This is a genomic window from Magnetococcus marinus MC-1 (genome assembly GCF_000014865.1).
Classification (GTDB): Bacteria; Pseudomonadota; Magnetococcia; order Magnetococcales; family Magnetococcaceae; genus Magnetococcus; species Magnetococcus marinus.
This window is the reverse complement of record NC_008576.1, coordinates 1,556,890-1,573,369: the sequence shown is the minus strand read 5'-3', so window position 1 is coordinate 1,573,369 and position 16,480 is coordinate 1,556,890. Positions and strand designations below refer to the sequence as shown.

Genomic DNA, 16,480 nt, shown 5'->3' with positions numbered 1-16,480 from the left:
AATGGTTCTATATGGTTATTGTTTTATATTTGAAACCAGAAAGGTGGTGGTATTTTTTTTCGTACTCGATACGGTGTTTGACAATGTCGTCGCAACTCTCAATTTCGAAACCTATAGATGACCTGTTGGTTAAATATGATGCGATCATGGTTGCTCCGCTTCCGAGGTATGGGTCGAGTATTGTGTCTCCTACATAAGAGTACATTCTTATTATTCTGTATGGTATTTCTATTGGAAAAACAGCTCTATGATAATCAAATTTTTCAGTTATGCTTTCAACTCTCCACCATTGCTGTGTCCATATTCTCCATTCTTCCAACGAAAACTCGCTGCTTTTTCGAACGCTTTGTTTTACAGTCCTTTTTCCTGGTTTGTATAGAATGTATATATATTCAAAGTAGTTGTTGTTGTACACCGTCAATGGGAATGGGAAGCTGCCTAAAAGAGGGCCGCCAAAGTTTCTTGTGTATCCTTTGTCCCAAATATATCGTTCTAAAAATCTAAACCCTGAATTCTGAGCAACTTGAAGTAGATCAGAACCTAGAGGTGCTCTTGCCATTAGGCTGCTATCCTTATATCTGTATTTTGTAATCACGTCAGCAACATTAAGGGCAAAACGCCCCCCAGGGACTAAAACTTTAAACAAAGAAGAGCAAACAGATGAAAAGGCATCAAGAAACAAATCATATTCAAATGCTTGCCCCTTTTTGAATTCTGTTGTTACGTATGGGGGGCTTGTGACAACAAGGTGAACAGATTCATCTTCCAATAGGTGCATGTTATTGTTGTCTGCATAGTAAACAGTATGGGTGTTGGATAACATTATCTTTCACTTGAATAGAATTGATGGATGAATAGATAGTGCATAGGAAATCTTTAAAATTGTTGTTAGAGTTGGATTTCTTTCTCCGCGCTCAATCCCTCCTATATAGGTTCTGTGCAATCCAGAATGTTTGGAAAATGCATCCTGAGAGAAGCCCTTGCTTTGTCGTAACTCTCGGAGGCGCAGTCCAAATTGGATACAGGCTTGCTGTTTCACGAATTCCATGCTAGATTCCTGGCTGGAATGAACACTATGAGTAGACATCCAGAGAGTATCAAGTGATCAGCAATGCGTCCACAAAAATCAAATCAAACCTTAATAAACATGCATCCTAAGCCGTTCATAAAATGGGCAGGAGGCAAACAGGCGCTCGCTCAAAAGTTGATCGATTATTTCCCTGAAAAATTTAATGTGTATTACGAACCATTTCTTGGGGGGGGGAGTGTGTTTTTCTACATCAGACCGAAGAGCGCACTGTTGTCAGATTACAATGAATGGCTTGTCAACACATTTCAAGCGATACAAAAAAACTGGGTGACCGTCTATCAAAATCTTGTGGAAATCGAAAACACAAAAGAAACATTCTTACATGTAAGATCTATTGATCCATTCAGTGTTGACTTGTTCACGAGGGCTGCTTATTTTATTTACCTGAACAAAACGTGCTTCCGCGGCTTGTTCAGGGTTAATAAAAAAGGTGGATTTAATGTCCCATATGGAAGCTACCAACGAAGATATGCAGATCCAGATAACTTACATGCTGTTGCAAATTCAATTCAAGGAGTGGATATACAAGCAGTTGATTTTGAGATGGCACTTGGCAACACTAAGAAAGGCGATTTCGTTTATCTTGATCCGCCATACTACAAATTTGGAGGGTATTCTGATTTTAATAGATACACTGACCAGCAATTTAATGAAGGCGACCATTATAGGTTGGCATCAGTATGTTATGAACTTTCTCGGAAGGGAGTGTATTGGGCTCAGAGCAACAGCAATACGCCATTCATAAGGAGCCTCTATGCTGAAGACTCAATTATCGAAATTCCTGCAAGAAGAGAAATAAATCTGAATTCAGGCGCGCGCAATATAACAGAATTGCTGATTACAAACTACGAAGTTGCGAATAAAATGCAGATCTCATTGTCAGAGTAGTTTCTCTAGCGTTTTTTCCCATAGTGATTCCACTTGCTTCCCAACGAAAAGAGTGTCGATTAGACCCTGGCACCACAAGTCTATAAATCTCTTCAAATCAGACTTTCTATGTGACCATTGATCTTTCCCATCTAGAAACACAAAATGCATTATTTTTTTGTTGCATTTCTCCTCATACTCTCTTAGCTCACGGCCTACCAATTGGCACTCATAAACCGCATCACTCATTTTGCTTCCGCCCTTAGTCTTTCCCCAGTATTCTTTTATTTCCCAAATAATTTCCGGATTTGTTAAGCCTGGAATTGCTCCGTCAAGGTTTCTGGAAGTAACATGAAGGCGGTTATCATTAATCCAAACGCACCGATTTTGTGGGTCAGGGTCAAATTGAATCCCTTTAGATCCACAAACTCTCTGAGCAATCCCTGACACTGATGCAATCATTGATTTAGATGATTGATGATGATCTCTGCTTTGTGTTGAGGTCGTCCCAACCTGAAATCCGCTACTTACACAATACGACAAGGCCTCATCTTCGAGCCTGAGCTGAGCCTCTAGAAAATTATAGCGAGCTTGCTCTGTTTCAAAATATTCTTTAAAAATCTCCGCGACTTCTCTCGGAACTTGAAAGTTTTTGTTGTCGTGCAAAATGTCATTACAGGAAACTATACGTTCGTAAAATGCATCGGAGTTTGTACGCCCCCTTATTGATCTATAATATCTAAGAACATCCCAAAATGGGTGTCTCCAGCCTAGCTGCTGCCATTTTTCATTATTAGTCATGATGTTGTGCACCTGTTCTGATGACGCATTTAGACTGTATGGGTGACGTTCTTCGTTGACTTCTCGTGTCTTCTGACTTCCTGGCCGATGATGTTAACCTGATCACCTATTCCAAGTCTAGCGTCTTGAATTTCAATTATTCCATTGGGCGTTGCTATGCGTACGAAGTCTGAAGTGATTGCCACAACCCTTCCTCTAAACTGACGCTGAGTCGGTATGATACGTTGCAGGTCATGAACGGGTTGCGACACGGGCCACCTCCAAAGATGTGATGGTACGGGGGCCAACGGCCTCATGGTGCACACCAGTCACCTTCCCCCGCCAGGAGCGGCCCATGAGGGCGTCGTGGACCTCAATGATCTGCCCAGGCATGATCTCGGGACGGTGAACACAGGTGAGAGCTACCTCTTGCAAGTCCTCCCCCGCATCAATCTCAGCTCGGCCACGGGTTAGTTTGACTTCGGTAGTGGCCAGAAGCGGATCGGAGATATCTTCACCAGGGTGTGCACCATCGCCGCGCTGGCAGACGATCTCGCCATCCCCCACCTGATCACCAGACTGGCCGGTGATGCGCACCTGCACCGGGAATGAGTCCAGCCCAGCAACCGATTCTGGGGCTGATAGATTCCAGGACCTTGAACGCACGGTGAAAGTCACCCGGACAATGGCCACGCCACTGTTAGCAGCCGTCACGGTTATACCGTCTGCAGCCAGTGTCAGAGCACCCAGATCATTGCCCAACCAAATCACCGATTGGATGGACTGTGCGGGTTGGGAGAGCGTGGCGCTATTGGACCCATCAAACATGAGATCTTCACTGATGGTGTAGGATTGATCCGCATTGGGAAGCAGTGAGCCGGTAGATGCTGAAACAGCCTGAATGGTGGTCTCTGGGCCGTGGTTCAAAAGCAGATGGGCAGATCCTCCAGAATGAAAAGTGGTGCGTCCCTGGTTCAGCCCATCCACGCGTCGATCCACCTCTGCCGATAGATGACCACTACTGGGCAACCACCCCCTCACCATCACTCGGTTTACGCGATAGCGGGCGCGGTGGGACTCTCTGCAGGAGAGGTTGTCAGTGGCGTCGGTGAGGATGTGATCTGGTGTGGTGCTGACCCATTGGGGCACAGAAACGGGAAAACGGTGCCGCACACGCAGTTCGCCACCGGGTGTAGTCTCCACCACACCACCGGCCGCTTCTGCAATGGTACGCACCACATCAAGAGGCGCAGCATCATAAACCGCCAGCCGCCCGCCGGGAATGGTCCAATCCAGCAGATCCCACTGGATGGATTCCTCGACGGCTTCTTCTGCGGCCGCACGGGCGGAAACGGGACTATTCCATATCCGTTCCATGGGGGTTGCTCTGGGAGTAGCAAAGCAGGCCGTGGGGCTGATCAGCGATACCACCAATCGGGGCCTACTTACCCCATCACGGGAGAGGGTCTTGTTATCCACCAGCATCTGGAAGATCTCACCACCCAGTTCCAGGGTTACCGGATCATCGATCTGGATACGTTGGAAGGAGGCGGGATCCGCCAGCTCCATGGTGCCGGTCCATGCATAATCACCCTCAGCAATGGCCAGGGATGCGGAGATCACGCTCATAACGGCAATCCAAAGTGAATAGCTCGGACACCCGAGGAGGTCAGTACGGGAGGCTGGTCCGCCAGCAGATCCCACCATGCGGTCAGAGCCCTATGAGCAGAGTCCCGCGCTTGGAGTTGATAGCCCGTTGTGAGAGATGCATGCACCGGCTGGGTAGCAGACCATTGGCAAGCCAAACTTTGCTGCACCGGACCCATCAGCGCATAGCCCGCCTGTAGTGTCGTGAGGAGAGCATCCTGGTAGGGAGCCGAAAGCGCACGATCAACGGGAGCACCGTAACGGGCCTCCAGCCCCCGCCCAACCTGAACCTTCCACGAAGCGGTAAGAGAGTGCGGCCAAACAAATTCACCCAGCGCCCAGGGCGTGCGACATGAGCCCGTAACCTGAATGCCCCACGAAGCTTCCAGGTGTTGTTCGATGAATGCTCCACACCGATATCCTGCGGCCAAATGACGCGTAACGGGAAAGCGTATGGCATAAGGAGTGGTCACCTGCCTGGATTTGGGGGCAAAGGAGATATGCCCCTGCAACTGGATGGGAAGTGCCGGTGCAGCTTGCAGAGTGCTACTTTGGGCGGTAAGGAGAATGGCGGGGGATTCAACGGTAATAACGCCAGAGGCCCGGGCTGTATGTCGCGCTGCCGTGATGGTGCCGCTGAGGGAGAGGGGGATCTCGCCGGTGATGGAGATGTCCCGGCTGCCATGCTCGGCACGGGCCGTGAGGGAAAACTCCAACGCCGCCGAACAGCGCATGCCATAGGCATCAGCCTGAAGGCGTGTGGTGCTCTCTATGGGGAGTGTGAAACTTGCCCGGGCATCCTGCACCCTGGCACTGAGGCGGCTGCTCAAGGCGAGCTTAAGCTCATGCCCAAGCGTAAAGCGCCTGGCCCGGTTTAGATCGGCTGTCAGGGCAATGGGCAGTTGGGTGTTGAGCGAAAACGATGGGGGTAGATAATCGAAGGAAGCTGCAAGCTGCCGGGACAGTAGCAACGGTGACCAGCCCCCTATCCCACGGGAAACCTGGATAGACCAGGATGTCGAGAGGGATCGGCCCAAGGTCAAACCATAGGGCGCACCAAGTGCGCTTTCTTGAAGGATGGACCACGGGCACTGGATAGCAGCAGAGAGGGGCATGGATCAGGCAGGGTTGGGAATGGAGAAGTCCATCTGCTTGAGGGTTACCATCTCCCCAGCGGTCAGCCCCACATTATCCAGGATGGCATCACCACTGCCCCCCTCGACAGACACATCCCCATCAATCTTGTAGTTGCCATCCTCCAGCCGAAACCAGGTAGCGGTGCCCGTCGCTTCCACCTCACTGGCTACCGGTGCGTTGCTCAAGCTGATCATTCCGTCGGTGGCGCTGTTATACTGCAGCGTAAAACGCACCAGGGGCAGCTCCGATGTGGGGAAATCAGGGTTGGGCGGGCGTGTTCCCGGATAGACAAAACAGATCCCATCGATGTAGCTCCTCAGATTGTTCATCAGGGAGTTGCGCAGGGTATCGTTAAAACGCAGGGCCATAAGACTCTCCTTTATGCGGTCAAGGCTGACATATCTTCGATGAGCTGGAGCAACCACCGCTCACCACGGTATTCACGGGTGATCACCGTCACCCCCCTGTTTTCCAGCTGGGCCATCCATGCCGACAGGCCATCACGGATCCGGACATCGCCAAATCCATTGGTAGATCCTGAGGCATCACAGGAGATCACCACCCGCTTAGAGCTGGGTGTCATGCTCTGTAGCAACGCCTCCCAATCCTCCAGCGTTGGCCTTTCGCGGATCAACCGATGCACCTCCTGGGGAAACTCGGCCCCAACAGGGATCAATAGGGATGAAGGTCTGAACTTCAACTCCATACACCCTACCTGGGCATTGGAGGTTGATAGCGCATGTCTCAACAGGATCAGATCTTCGTTGAATGTTTGAGGCTGCATCCCTGCGTAGGGGGAGGATTCGTCAATGATGGTGATGCAGGCGTTAGCCGTGACCCATCGATAGCTGGAGATCTCATCCAGAAAGCCCAAATCAAGCGCTGGTGGTTGAGGCGGCATGGTTGAGAAACCTGATTTTGAGGGCCTTCCCGGTGACCGTATCCCGCGCTTCCAGATAGAGGGTCTTTTTCACCTCAATAAACTGCTCGGGATCATCCGGGTGATAGATCTTCTCCAATACCGTTTGACGGGTCCCTGGAACCTCCTGGTAGAACCCCTCGCTGCTGGGCTCCTCTTCCTCTGCGGGTTCGTCCTTATCGCTACTACCCGAGGGAGAAGCCTGGCGCAGGCTGACGCTGGGGGCTCCGGAGGGCCAAAACTTACGGGGGAAGGAGGCCTGGGTGGCATGCCAGTCGGACAGGGCAATGATGCGTACAGGGGGGATCTCTGCCGATTCCACGTTGCCGGATTGCCAGGCATTCTGCATCTCCACGAACTGGGCGGCTGAGACGCTCTCCTCTCCATTGCCATAGATGATTTCATAGAGGGAAAAACCTACGGTGTAGCGCACCACCAGAGCCCCGATCACCTCTTGGGAGGCATGAAATGCGCCCCTTTGGCGGTCATAACGGGGTGGTGTGACCAGATCCCCCTGCTTGTTGCGAAAGGAGGTCTGCTCAATGATCTCCAACACCGGGTGGTCATAGAGCCAGCGCAGCTGCTTGGTATGCTCTTTGGACCAGGTGATGGTTTCCACCACCGTTTCGGAGCGACGCCCGATCAGACGCGCCTCACCGCCGCTGATGATGAGCCGGGCGGTGGCCGCCACGCGCTTGGAGCAGTAGAGCTTTACGCGCTTTTTGCCGGGCTCTATCACCTCAAGGGGCGTGATCTGACTCATGCTATAGCAGATACGCCCCCAACCACAGACACCCGAGGTTAGACGACTGAAAGCCACCTGCACTGGTGCCGAGCCCCCTTGGTCATCATCGTTGACCACCAGTTCAAAGGGCTCATCCAGCTCGGCTGCTGAAAAGTGGATGGTCAGGCTGGTTGAGATCTCGCTCATCAAGCACTCTCACCTGTAATGGCGACGACCACCTTATCCGCTGAGAGACTATTGGCCCCGGCGGGTACAATACGTTTCCACCAGATGGGCACGGCTGCGGGATGGGTTTTGAAAGTGATGGTTTCCCCACTGGACCAAGCCCCGCCCCAACCCGCCACAGGCAGGGTGAAATAGGGACGGCTAAAGTCAGCGTTATTGGGGGCAAAATCACCCCCAGAGATGGAGCCGCTGCCCACACTACCAAGTGTATCCCCCACGCAGCTAAAGCTGTTGGCATCGCTGAAGGTCAGGGTCCAGGTCTGTTCAATGCTGCCGATTGAATCTAGAATCGGTATAATATTGGTGGGAGCTGTCGTTGGACCGGATCCGTCGTATGTACCCGCAACGGTGGATCCGGTCCAGCTACCCCAGGTCGCCTCGATATCCTCGGGCTCAATGACTGAAGCAACGCGGGTATTGCTGGAGGCATAGGCGCTCTGCAAGCTCTGTCCGGCCTCAAAGGTCAGCGTGGCTTTATCCCCATTCCAGGTCACCCCACCACTGCTGGCCAGTCGGATAAACTCGACGTTACCGGAGGCATCATCCACATTGTCCTGATCGGAGATGCGGATCAGATCTCCATCCTGGAAGATGGCATCGGTGGCAGACTCGGTGTTGACATCGATACTGGTGGCCCCGATGAAGGTGTTAGCATCCAGCGTTCCTGCCCCATAGAGCCGCTCTGATCCGGTGAGCATCCCCTGGGTATCGGTTTGGGTACCAGGAAAGATCAGAATGCGGTCATCCCCTGGGGTGGCTGTCTCCACATAGATGCGCGGGTCAATCAGCTTGATATCAGCATCGTTGGCGACTTTGAAGAACACCTTGCGGTATTTGGTGGATCCGGCCAGTCGTTCCCCTTGTGGCACGTCGGGCCAGACATTGTTCTTCACCCCATCGGCGATCTCACTGGCGGAGATGCGGCCCCCATTGCTGGAGGTGTCACTGACGGTGGTGGATTTGTAAAAACGTAGTTCTGACGTTTGTATGGGCATTGTGCTTACACCTCAAAGAGTTTGATGGTACCGGTGTAGAGATCATGGTGCGGCCAGAGGGGTTGGAACTGGATGGCCGGTGGTTCGTGATGGCGAAACATCACCTGATAGCTCTCTGCCCCCCAGATAAGCAGGAACACCGCCCCGGACTGGGCGGCCATGGCCTCAATGGCCATCACGGTGGATTCATCCAGCCAGGTGACCCCATCTGCGGCCTCCAGGGTGATGGGTCTGCCTTTGATCAGGGGTTGGGACCAGAGCACAGGGGTGCCCCCCAGGGTGCGGGCTGTCTCCATGGCCACAGGAGACCACGCCCGACGGTCGATCCACTGGATCGACTCAGGGAGAATCAAATCACCGAGCTGTTTCATGAGATTTATCTAAAAGGTACCGCGTTGGAGCTCTTTGAGCGCATCTACCAGTTGCCGAACCTGCTGGCGGGGGCTGGTGATGGAGGCGGCTGGCTTGCCGTTCATGGTCAGATCAAGCTGAACGATCCCCTCTACTGGGGGCTGTCCAGAACCACCGGCCCCTGCAAAGGAGAGCTGAGGAAGCGCTGGTATCTCCGGCAACCCCACCATCCCCCCGGTTTGAAACCTGGGCAGGTTGGGCAGGATACGCTTCACGGTCTCCATGGGGGCGGAGTTGATGGTCAGCAGCAAATCCTTGAAGATCCTGGAGCGCTCTTTGCGGATCACGATCTCACCGGCTTCAAGCAAGGCATGAATACGATCGCCACCCCCATAGCCAGGAAGACGGCCACCCCGTTGCAGGCCGATCATGCCGCCTGACTGCTTGGCCTCTATCGTTTTCACCGTGACGGTGACGGTTTTATCCTTCAGTGCCGCCATCTGTTTTTCGATGGCTGAGAGTGCTGATTGGGCTTGCTCAACCTGGGCTTGAAGCTCGACTGATTTGGTGACCCGGTCAGGAAGGGCTTCCATAGCCTGTTTGAGCAGATCCACCTGGCCACGTGCTGTTTCCAACTGCTCGGTAAGAGATGTGGTCTGATCTTTCTGCTTGGACAGAGCCTTTCGCGCACTCTCCTCCTGGCGTTGATAAAGTTGATCCAGTACATCCCCGGCGTCCTGTACGCCCCGAATAGCGGTGGAGGTATCATTCAAACTGGAAAAAGCATCCTGGGCCCCACGGGCCAAAGATTCGGCCCATTTGATATCCCGCTCCGAAAGCGTGGTCTGAGAGAGGAGGCGTTGGGCTTCTGCCAGCTTTTGAGAGGCTGCCGCTGCACGGGAGGTCTCTTTCTCCCGATCAGACATGTTGCGTTCAAGGAGCGACCGCACCTTGTCCTCAGTGGACATGCGGGCGTTACGCTTTTTCTCTTCGATCCCCTGGATCTGGCTGGCCAAACGTTTCTCGGCTTCTAAGCTCTGTTGCAAGGCGCGTTCGGTGGCCTGGACCGACTGTTCAGCGGTGCGGATCTTCTCGGTGAGAACCTCTCGGGCTTGTCGCTTCTGCTCTTCGGCCAGTTGTCGTTCAAGATCCGCCAGTTTGCGCTGGGCAGATGTCCGCTGGCGGGTAAGATTTGAAAGCTGGTTGGCGGCTTCTTGGGCCGCGCGCCTCTGGGTTTGAATGGCATCGGAAGCGGCCTTTGCGGCCAGTCGCCAACCCCCGGTGCTTTTGTCGGCAATGATGGTGCCTTCCCGTTGCAAACGGTTGAAGGTCTCCATGTCGGGAATGTTGATCCCCAGTTGCTGCCCGATCTGCTTCAAACGGGCAGCCAACTGCTGCTGAGTTTCAACGGCTGCCTGACCCGAAGCCGCCGCCTCATCCTGGGCATCCTTGGTTTTCAACCAGGAGTAAGCCATGTAGCCTAGTGCGCCCACAGCCGCCGTCGCCCCAGCTATAAGCCCAACAGGGCCTGTGAGCACGGCGAGCAGGCTTCCAACAGCGGCAGCACCCCGGATAAAGAACCCGGCCAGATTGATTGAGATGAGGGAGAGCAGACGGGTGCGAGCCAGCGCCAATGCACCAACCAATCCCTGAGCGCCTACCACGGCTACCAAGCCAGAGGCAGCACGGGTAACGGTTAGAAACCACTGAGCGGTCTGAAGTGCTGTGAGTGCTGCCATGGCCACGCGCAGGGTTTTGATGGCCAGATACGCCCCACCCAGCACGCCGATGACCTCTTTCCACGCCAGGATGAACTCACCCACCATCAGAGCCACACGACCCAACATGGCGGCCAGACCCACACCAGCCAGGGCCAGTTCGACAATGGCATCCTTGTTTTCATTGATGGCGGCGGTGAGCTCTTGAAAATTGAGGCTGCTGTGCTTGTCGATGGCCTCACCAACGGCAATCTTCACCCCCTCCCAGGCGGACTCCAGGGAGCGGATGGATCCGCCCATGCCTGCTTCCATCTCTGTGGCCACACGGCCAGCAACACCGCCTACCTCATTAAACTTGGCCACCAACGCCTCAAAGGCCTGGGAGGACATGCCTACGGCAGCAGTCAGCGCAGGGGCCGCTTCCACCCCGAAGATCTGGATCATGTCGGCGGCATCGGCCCCGCTTGCCCTCAGGTTGCGCAGCACTTGCGTCATGGGCAGCAGTTGGCCGGTGGCATCACGGGTCTGAAGGCCCATACGGTTGATGGCCTCTTGGGCTTTATCCACCGGGGCCAGCAGACGGGCATAGGCGCTACGCAGCGCGGTACCCGCTTTTTCCCCAGAGAAGCCGTTCTTGGCCAGCAGGGCCAGCACGGTGGCGGTCTCTTCAAAGCTGTTACCCGCAGCTTTGGCTACCGGTCCCGCATATTGCAGCGCCAATCCCAGATCCTGGATGTTGGTGGCGGAGTTGGTGAAGGCGGTGACCAGAATGTCGTTTACATTGCCCAGATCACGGGCCTGCAACCCAAACTGGGCCATAGAGGCGGTGGCGATGCCTGCTGCGGTTTCCAGGTCTACCGAACCGGCTGCAGCCAACTCCAGAACTTTTGGTAGGGCTTGCAGCTGTTGGGATGCCGAGAGCCCCGCCAGGGACATGGCTTTGAGACCACCCGCTGCCTGACTGGCGCTAAATCGGGTAGAGGCTCCCATCTCCTTGGCAAGCTCGGTCAATAGGGTGAGCTCTTCTGATGTTGCACCGGATGTAGCTGCCACCTGCCTCATGGTGTCATCAAAGGCGGCATAGGTAAGGATGGAATCCTTGATAAAGCCGGAGGCCGCTCGGATAGATTCAAACCCTGCGTAGGCCGCTACCAGATGACGCACCGTACCGGCCATGCCGCCCATGGTGCCATTCAAGCCTTTCATCTCACCGCGCAGGGTGCGGACACGGCTCTGCATCTGTTGGTGGGCGCGGTTCAGATCTGCCGCAGACACCCGCCCTGAACGGGAGAGCTCCCGATAGGCATTCTCCAGCCGCTGGACCTCAGACTCCACCTCCCGCATGGAGCGCACGCCAATAGCAGCAAAGGCGCGGTTCACCCGGCTCTGGGCCTGCACCTCACGGGTGGAGGCACGCAGATCCCGCTGGAGCCGCTCCTGGCTTTCACTGAGACGGCTGGTATCCACCCCAGCCTGACGCAGATCACCCCGCAGACCATGCAGGGATTCCCGCTGGGCATCCAGTTGATCCTTAAGAGCACGGGCATTACGCTTGGCCTGCTCAAAGGCGCGGGTCATGGCACGGGTGGGGGTTTCGGTCTCCCGCATCTGCACCGCAAGCCGGGCCACCTCACGGGTGGCGGCCTGCCATTGATCTTCACTCTCCCGGATCTGCCGTTTCAGATTGCGAAAACCATCGATGTCCGACAGTGCCCCATTGATACGCTGCGCCTGGGTCTGGGCAGCCGAGGCCATGGACTGCACACCCTGACGAAAGTCGCTCTGCATACGTGAGACCGCAGAACGCAGTTCATCATCATTAGCTCTGATGATGAATTCAAGAGCCTCCTGGGTACGCGCCATTTTTCTGACCTTAGATAGCCTTAGGAACTATTAACAGCTATAGTTAGTGGTTAGCTGTCGACTAAGAGGAGAATGCAGATATGCAAGAGGTTTATGTCAGTACAGATATTGAGGCTGATGGCCCCATTCCTGGTTCATACTCAATGCTTAGCTTTGGGTCTGCAGCATACCTTGCGGACAAAACATTAGTAGGAACCTTTTCAGCAAACTTGGAAACTCTTCCCGACGCTCAAGAACACCCTAAAACCATGGATTGGTGGAAAAGCCAGCCAAAAGCATGGGCTGCCTGCCGAACAAATTTACAGAAACCTGAAAAGGCCATGCCTGAGTATGTGGCATGGCTAAAATCGTTACCTGGCAAACCAGTTTTTGTTGCATACCCAGCTAGTTATGATTTCATGTTTGTATACTGGTACCTGGTACAGTTCACAGGAGAATGCCCCTTTTCGCATGCCGCACTGGACATTAAGACCTACACCATGGCAGTAACAAAACAGCCCTTTCGACAAATCAACAAGAAAACCATCCCACAGCAATGGTTTGATCCCATCCCTCATACCCACATCGCCCTTGATGATGCCATTGGACAAGGCGCTATGTTTTGCAACATGCTTCAAGAGAATATGAACAGTTGAATCACGCTAACTATCTGAGAGTGAGGATTCAAAGGAGAGTGCATCCAGGAACATCTCCCAGGTGTAATCCATCACACCGGGGTGTCCCAGTTTTATCAGGGTAAAGATCGCCCGTTTGAACTGACCGACTCTTCGCTGGGAGCCGTCAGCACCTGGTTCAGCCGTTTCCCGGCCTCCTCCAGACGCTGGCAGGCGGCGAAAAAATGGGGGTTCTCCTCCTTGATGGCTGCAATGATGGTCTCCAACACTTCCGGCTCCATGGCATGGATCTTATCTTTGGTCAGATCGGTAAAGGAGATGATGTCGGAAAGGGTCGCATCCGTAAACAGCACATTACCCACCCAGTCGGGCTCTGCAGACTGCCCATCTACCGCTTTGCTGAAGAACTCGTAGATCTCACCCACGGTAAACTTGCGCACATGGTAGGTGAGATCCCCTGCTGTCTTAGCAATCAGACGTCCCATGGTCTTCACCCTTCAATCTGCATCAGTTTGAAGAACTGGGAGACGCCTGCGCCAGTTTTGCCGTCGTCTTTCAATACGTCAAACGTGAATTCAATACTACCAAAGTCGTCGGTAACCAGTCCCAGGGAAGATGGGGTGTTCTTCACCCGGTAGACATCCAGTACCACCGGCTTACCATCAAAAGCCTGGTTAAAGCCATCAAAGGAGAGCCGATATTCTTTCCCCGCATTGAGGATTGCCTCAACCGTGGCCGAGGAGGCATGGGTGTAAGTCATGAGCACCGTATCTCCATCCACCACATTTTCAGCGGCTTCTAGAATCCGAACCCCACCCCCTTTAACCTCATAGTCAGTACCTTCCACCAGGGGGGTGCCGCCACTGGTAAGAGAAACGGCGGAAAGATCCACCCCTTCCTGGGCACGCAGATACCCACCCCGATAGGCCACATGGGATTCATCCGTAACGGTACCGCCCGTAACAGACCCAGACTCACCAAAGGTAGCCATGGCCAGGGATTCGGTATCAAAGCCGTGGGCGGTGATTACAAGCTGCACATCGGTGATGAGGGAGACGGTGTCGGCGGTGCCTCCACCGGGAGTGGAGTAGTTTTTCAGGGTTTTTTTCTCCTCCGAAAAAGACAGCTCGACTTTGGAAGCCTCGCCCAGAAAGCGCATGCCTGCGCCGCCACCAAAGGGGCCGATGAAGCATTCCCCACCGCCGATGAGGGTATGTGTTTTTTTGCCCACAGTCTTTACTCCGTTGTTTTGAATAGAAACGATGTCTCAAACGCCAACGGAAAGTAGAAGATTCCATTGGGTGAGTAGTCCGGTGAATAAGCCGAGGCTGTCCGTTGAAACGGTTTGAAGAGGGTTCTATCCGGAGTCCAGCCCACCACCGCAGTGATCACCCGGCTGATCAGTGCCCCGGCATCACTCTCGGCATCCCGCACCACCACCAGGCAGAGCCAGGTCTGCTCAACCTTCTGCTGATTGCCTTGAATGGGCCCCGGTTTGTCCTCTTCCAGAAAGATGATCACCGTAGGGGGTAATTCTGCCTCTTCATGAATAACCGGCATACCCCAGGATGAGAGCACACGGATCCCCTCAAGCTGATCCTTCAACCGCTGAACAATCAGCCCTTCAATCTGCAAATAATTTTGCACCTCAGATCCTTATCAGCGGGGGAAGCACAGAAATCAGCGGTGGCTTACATGGACCTATGCTGGGGGTTGCCGCACCAACGCCATCGGCGCAGTCACTGGGACCAAACCGATGAGGAAAGGCAGGGGTGGTCTGGGTCAACATCTGACAATGACTGGCCGGTGGAATAGGTACGTTGAGCAGACTGATCAGGGGGATACCTGACGGATAGGCGATACTGGAGGTTGCCCTTGGCTCCAGATAACCTCCCATATAGGAGATGCCCTGGTCCAGAAGCGTTGCATGGCTGCCGTATCGCTCAAGAACACCACCCACAGATGGGAGAGGCCAATAGGCACCCTCCAGGGCAAAACCGGGATCATTCAGATCAGCCATGATCAGCCCTTACGAATGATCATGGATTCGGTGGGTCCGTTGGTCTGCACCACCGAATACTGCTTGCCATCCATGGAGAGCACATCGTGGGTTGCTGCCATATTGTCGGGGATCACCCAGATATCGCACAGCGAGGAGATCTCTCCGTACATCAGGGGCATTTGGTTTACGTTGTGGCCCATCAAAGGCCAGGCTGGGATGGTGGAACCACCGGCACCATCCGGCACCTTCTGGTCACTGCCCGAAGGCATGGTCAATGTTGAGAAACAGACCGTTCCAGCGGTTAGTGAGGCAGCATTACCTGTGACAGGTGTTTCATCCTTCTGCATCTGTCGGGGTGAATAACCCAAGGTGCCATACATGGCATATCCGAGGTTGCACCACAGAAACGGCGGCCACCCGGCGGCCGGGGTATCCCAGGGCAAGTATCGGGTTCGCTCCACAATACCGGATGGGCCAGGTTTGGTGGTACTGGCCCACCCTGCTGCCGTCTGGCTGGCAAACATGACAAACCGTGCTGAGGCCCAGATATAAAGCGACCCCCCATTGCTCGTATCGATGCGTTGGTTGTAGCTGGTGCTGTCACTGGTGCTCGCCATATTGGTCCCAGCATGACCCGTTGCATCCCATGCTTCATACACCTTGGGAAACAGATAGCCGGTGGTGTTCAGATCCACACACAGATATTTGAAGGCGCTGGCATCATCCGCCAGCGGGGCCTTCAGGCACTGCATGTTGGCTCCGGCGCTGGCATCATGCAGGGTCCATCCGGCGGCCACCTGAGAGATAATCTGGGTAGAGGCCTGATTGCAGGATGCCGACAAGGTCGCCTTATCGGTGGTGCCGGTCAGCAGCGCCACAATATCCGACAGCATGTTGCTGATGCTGGCTCCAGCGTTGTAATCATAACGTGCGTACACGATGGTTGCTCCTATCGATAGTCATAGGATCCACGCAGATCCCAGCGCTTGTTAAACTTGGTGGAGCCTTCGGCAAACAGGATGGAGACCGGATTGCCCCCCTCATAGGCGATGCGGCGGACAAACCATGCGTCATCGGTATCCAGGGCCCCTGGATTGGCTTGCCCGATGTATTCAGGGTTGCCATCCAGGTCATAGGCGATACGGCGGATGAGCAGGCTCTCTGCTTCATGCACCAGTTCGGGAAACACCTTCTTAAACAGAGACACCATTACCTCCGAAGAATCAGTACCAACCAACCATCCCCACGGGGTTGCACATCCATGACGCGGTAGTTGATCCCACCGACAGCCACCCCATCACCCACCACAGGACGAGAAAGGAAGTCGGCCTCTCGACCTTCAATGACCGGTCGATAGCTCTGTACCGGCACCCCAACGGCATCGATGGTGGTGATCTCACGGCTGGAATCAAAAATGGCGGAGAGTTCAGATGGCTCCCCGCCAGCGGGGGTGTGGATGATGGGTTGACCAAAGACCTCGATACAGGCTGCGTTTAGACCATTCAGCCCGTCATCCCAACTGGCCAT

General features: G+C 54.2%; 20 protein-coding genes. 2 read left to right on the top strand and 18 right to left on the bottom strand.

What is annotated here, in order from left to right; all coding sequences use genetic code 11:
• Window positions 1–7: 7 nt before the first annotated feature.
• Window positions 8–823: a DNA-methyltransferase gene (locus MMC1_RS06540; RefSeq protein ID WP_011712948.1), complete on the bottom strand. Its 816-nt coding sequence runs from the start codon at window positions 821–823 to the stop codon at window positions 8–10.
• Between the two features lie 6 nt (window positions 824–829).
• Window positions 830–1,048, bottom strand: coding sequence for a helix-turn-helix domain-containing protein (locus tag MMC1_RS22530; protein ID WP_081436220.1), 219 nt, complete (start codon window positions 1,046–1,048; stop codon window positions 830–832).
• Window positions 1,049–1,111: 63 nt separating this feature from the next.
• Between MMC1_RS22530 and MMC1_RS06535 the strand changes: the two genes are divergently transcribed.
• Window positions 1,112–1,978 carry a DNA adenine methylase gene (locus MMC1_RS06535; protein WP_011712947.1) on the top strand — a complete coding sequence of 289 codons (867 nt, stop codon included), beginning with the start codon at window positions 1,112–1,114 and terminating at the stop codon, window positions 1,976–1,978.
• On the opposite strand, the gene MMC1_RS19740 is transcribed toward MMC1_RS06535, so the two are convergent.
• The 9 genes from MMC1_RS19740 to MMC1_RS19735 all read right to left on the bottom strand — a co-directional run bounded on the left by MMC1_RS19740 (window position 1,970) and on the right by MMC1_RS19735 (window position 12,337).
• Window positions 1,970–2,758, bottom strand: coding sequence for a DUF7687 domain-containing protein (locus MMC1_RS19740; protein WP_049757632.1), 789 nt, complete (start codon window positions 2,756–2,758; stop codon window positions 1,970–1,972). The two genes, MMC1_RS06535 and MMC1_RS19740, sit on opposite strands and share 9 nt — an antisense overlap.
• Before the next feature lie 231 nt (window positions 2,759–2,989).
• Window positions 2,990–4,366 (bottom strand): hypothetical protein, encoded by a 1,377-nt coding sequence (locus MMC1_RS06520; RefSeq protein WP_011712945.1) that lies wholly within the window; start codon window positions 4,364–4,366, stop codon window positions 2,990–2,992.
• The gene (locus MMC1_RS06515) at window positions 4,363–5,355 is read right to left on the bottom strand and encodes a hypothetical protein (protein WP_041640911.1); all 993 of its coding nucleotides are present in this window, start codon (window positions 5,353–5,355) and stop codon (window positions 4,363–4,365) included. Before MMC1_RS06515 ends, MMC1_RS06520 begins: the two co-directional genes overlap by 4 nt.
• 147 nt (window positions 5,356–5,502) lie before the next feature.
• Complete coding sequence (locus MMC1_RS06510; RefSeq protein WP_011712943.1) at window positions 5,503–5,889, bottom strand: hypothetical protein; 387 nt, start codon at window positions 5,887–5,889, stop codon at window positions 5,503–5,505.
• 11 nt (window positions 5,890–5,900) lie between these two features.
• The gene (locus MMC1_RS06505) at window positions 5,901–6,422 is read right to left on the bottom strand and encodes a hypothetical protein (RefSeq protein ID WP_011712942.1); all 522 of its coding nucleotides are present in this window, start codon (window positions 6,420–6,422) and stop codon (window positions 5,901–5,903) included.
• Window positions 6,397–7,371 (bottom strand): hypothetical protein, encoded by a 975-nt coding sequence (locus tag MMC1_RS06500; RefSeq protein ID WP_011712941.1) that lies wholly within the window; start codon window positions 7,369–7,371, stop codon window positions 6,397–6,399. The genes MMC1_RS06505 and MMC1_RS06500 overlap by 26 nt, the downstream gene beginning before the upstream one ends.
• The gene (locus MMC1_RS06495; RefSeq protein WP_011712940.1) at window positions 7,371–8,405 is read right to left on the bottom strand and encodes a hypothetical protein; all 1,035 of its coding nucleotides are present in this window, start codon (window positions 8,403–8,405) and stop codon (window positions 7,371–7,373) included. The genes MMC1_RS06500 and MMC1_RS06495 overlap by 1 nt, the downstream gene beginning before the upstream one ends.
• 5 nt (window positions 8,406–8,410) lie before the next feature.
• Window positions 8,411–8,776, bottom strand: a complete 366-nt coding sequence (locus tag MMC1_RS06490) for a hypothetical protein (RefSeq protein ID WP_011712939.1) — start codon at window positions 8,774–8,776, stop codon at window positions 8,411–8,413.
• A gap of 9 nt (window positions 8,777–8,785) precedes the next feature.
• Window positions 8,786–12,337, bottom strand: coding sequence for a phage tail tape measure protein (locus MMC1_RS19735; protein ID WP_011712938.1), 3,552 nt, complete (start codon window positions 12,335–12,337; stop codon window positions 8,786–8,788).
• Window positions 12,338–12,417: 80 nt separating this feature from the next.
• Between MMC1_RS19735 and MMC1_RS06480 the strand changes: the two genes are divergently transcribed.
• The gene (locus MMC1_RS06480) at window positions 12,418–12,972 is read left to right on the top strand and encodes a 3'-5' exoribonuclease (RefSeq protein WP_011712937.1); all 555 of its coding nucleotides are present in this window, start codon (window positions 12,418–12,420) and stop codon (window positions 12,970–12,972) included.
• A gap of 95 nt (window positions 12,973–13,067) precedes the next feature.
• Here the strand turns inward: MMC1_RS06480 and MMC1_RS06475 are convergent, their stop codons facing one another.
• Genes MMC1_RS06475 through MMC1_RS06445 form a run of 7 tightly spaced genes read right to left on the bottom strand, consistent with a single transcriptional unit; the run spans window position 13,068 to window position 16,480 of the window.
• Window positions 13,068–13,436 (bottom strand): hypothetical protein, encoded by a 369-nt coding sequence (locus MMC1_RS06475; RefSeq protein WP_011712936.1) that lies wholly within the window; start codon window positions 13,434–13,436, stop codon window positions 13,068–13,070.
• Window positions 13,437–13,441: 5 nt separating this feature from the next.
• Window positions 13,442–14,182, bottom strand: a complete 741-nt coding sequence (locus tag MMC1_RS19730) for a phage tail tube protein (RefSeq protein ID WP_011712935.1) — start codon at window positions 14,180–14,182, stop codon at window positions 13,442–13,444.
• Between the two features lie 5 nt (window positions 14,183–14,187).
• Window positions 14,188–14,598, bottom strand: a complete 411-nt coding sequence (locus tag MMC1_RS06465) for a phage tail terminator protein (RefSeq protein ID WP_011712934.1) — start codon at window positions 14,596–14,598, stop codon at window positions 14,188–14,190.
• Window position 14,599: 1 nt separating this feature from the next.
• Window positions 14,600–14,971, bottom strand: a complete 372-nt coding sequence (locus tag MMC1_RS06460; RefSeq protein ID WP_011712933.1) for a hypothetical protein — start codon at window positions 14,969–14,971, stop codon at window positions 14,600–14,602.
• 2 nt (window positions 14,972–14,973) lie between these two features.
• Window positions 14,974–15,891, bottom strand: coding sequence for a hypothetical protein (locus MMC1_RS06455; RefSeq protein ID WP_011712932.1), 918 nt, complete (start codon window positions 15,889–15,891; stop codon window positions 14,974–14,976).
• An 11-nt stretch (window positions 15,892–15,902) separates the two neighbouring features.
• Window positions 15,903–16,163 carry a hypothetical protein gene (locus MMC1_RS06450; protein ID WP_041640908.1) on the bottom strand — a complete coding sequence of 87 codons (261 nt, stop codon included), beginning with the start codon at window positions 16,161–16,163 and terminating at the stop codon, window positions 15,903–15,905.
• Entirely contained in the window at window positions 16,163–16,480 is a 318-nt protein-coding gene (locus tag MMC1_RS06445) for a head-tail joining protein (protein ID WP_011712930.1), read from the bottom strand. The genes MMC1_RS06450 and MMC1_RS06445 overlap by 1 nt, the downstream gene beginning before the upstream one ends.

Excerpts from the sequence above, each read along its gene's own strand:
- MMC1_RS06540 (WP_011712948.1), bottom strand. The coding sequence starts at position 823 with ATGTTATCCAACACCCATACTGTTTACTATGCAGACAACAATAACATG.
- MMC1_RS22530 (WP_081436220.1), bottom strand. The coding sequence starts at position 1,048 with ATGGAATTCGTGAAACAGCAAGCCTGTATCCAATTTGGACTGCGCCTC.
- MMC1_RS06535 (WP_011712947.1), top strand. The coding sequence starts at position 1,112 with ATGCGTCCACAAAAATCAAATCAAACCTTAATAAACATGCATCCTAAG.
- MMC1_RS19740 (WP_049757632.1), bottom strand. The coding sequence starts at position 2,758 with ATGACTAATAATGAAAAATGGCAGCAGCTAGGCTGGAGACACCCATTT.
- MMC1_RS06520 (WP_011712945.1), bottom strand. The coding sequence starts at position 4,366 with ATGAGCGTGATCTCCGCATCCCTGGCCATTGCTGAGGGTGATTATGCA.
- MMC1_RS06510 (WP_011712943.1), bottom strand. The coding sequence starts at position 5,889 with ATGGCCCTGCGTTTTAACGATACCCTGCGCAACTCCCTGATGAACAAT.
- MMC1_RS06505 (WP_011712942.1), bottom strand. The coding sequence starts at position 6,422 with ATGCCGCCTCAACCACCAGCGCTTGATTTGGGCTTTCTGGATGAGATC.
- MMC1_RS06500 (WP_011712941.1), bottom strand. The coding sequence starts at position 7,371 with ATGAGCGAGATCTCAACCAGCCTGACCATCCACTTTTCAGCAGCCGAG.
- MMC1_RS06495 (WP_011712940.1), bottom strand. The coding sequence starts at position 8,405 with ATGCCCATACAAACGTCAGAACTACGTTTTTACAAATCCACCACCGTC.
- MMC1_RS06490 (WP_011712939.1), bottom strand. The coding sequence starts at position 8,776 with ATGAAACAGCTCGGTGATTTGATTCTCCCTGAGTCGATCCAGTGGATC.
- MMC1_RS19735 (WP_011712938.1), bottom strand. The coding sequence starts at position 12,337 with ATGGCGCGTACCCAGGAGGCTCTTGAATTCATCATCAGAGCTAATGAT.
- MMC1_RS06480 (WP_011712937.1), top strand. The coding sequence starts at position 12,418 with ATGCAAGAGGTTTATGTCAGTACAGATATTGAGGCTGATGGCCCCATT.
- MMC1_RS06475 (WP_011712936.1), bottom strand. The coding sequence starts at position 13,436 with ATGGGACGTCTGATTGCTAAGACAGCAGGGGATCTCACCTACCATGTG.
- MMC1_RS06460 (WP_011712933.1), bottom strand. The coding sequence starts at position 14,971 with ATGGCTGATCTGAATGATCCCGGTTTTGCCCTGGAGGGTGCCTATTGG.
- MMC1_RS06450 (WP_041640908.1), bottom strand. The coding sequence starts at position 16,163 with ATGGTGTCTCTGTTTAAGAAGGTGTTTCCCGAACTGGTGCATGAAGCA.
- MMC1_RS06445 (WP_011712930.1), bottom strand. The coding sequence starts at position 16,480 with ATGGCCAGTTGGGATGACGGGCTGAATGGTCTAAACGCAGCCTGTATC.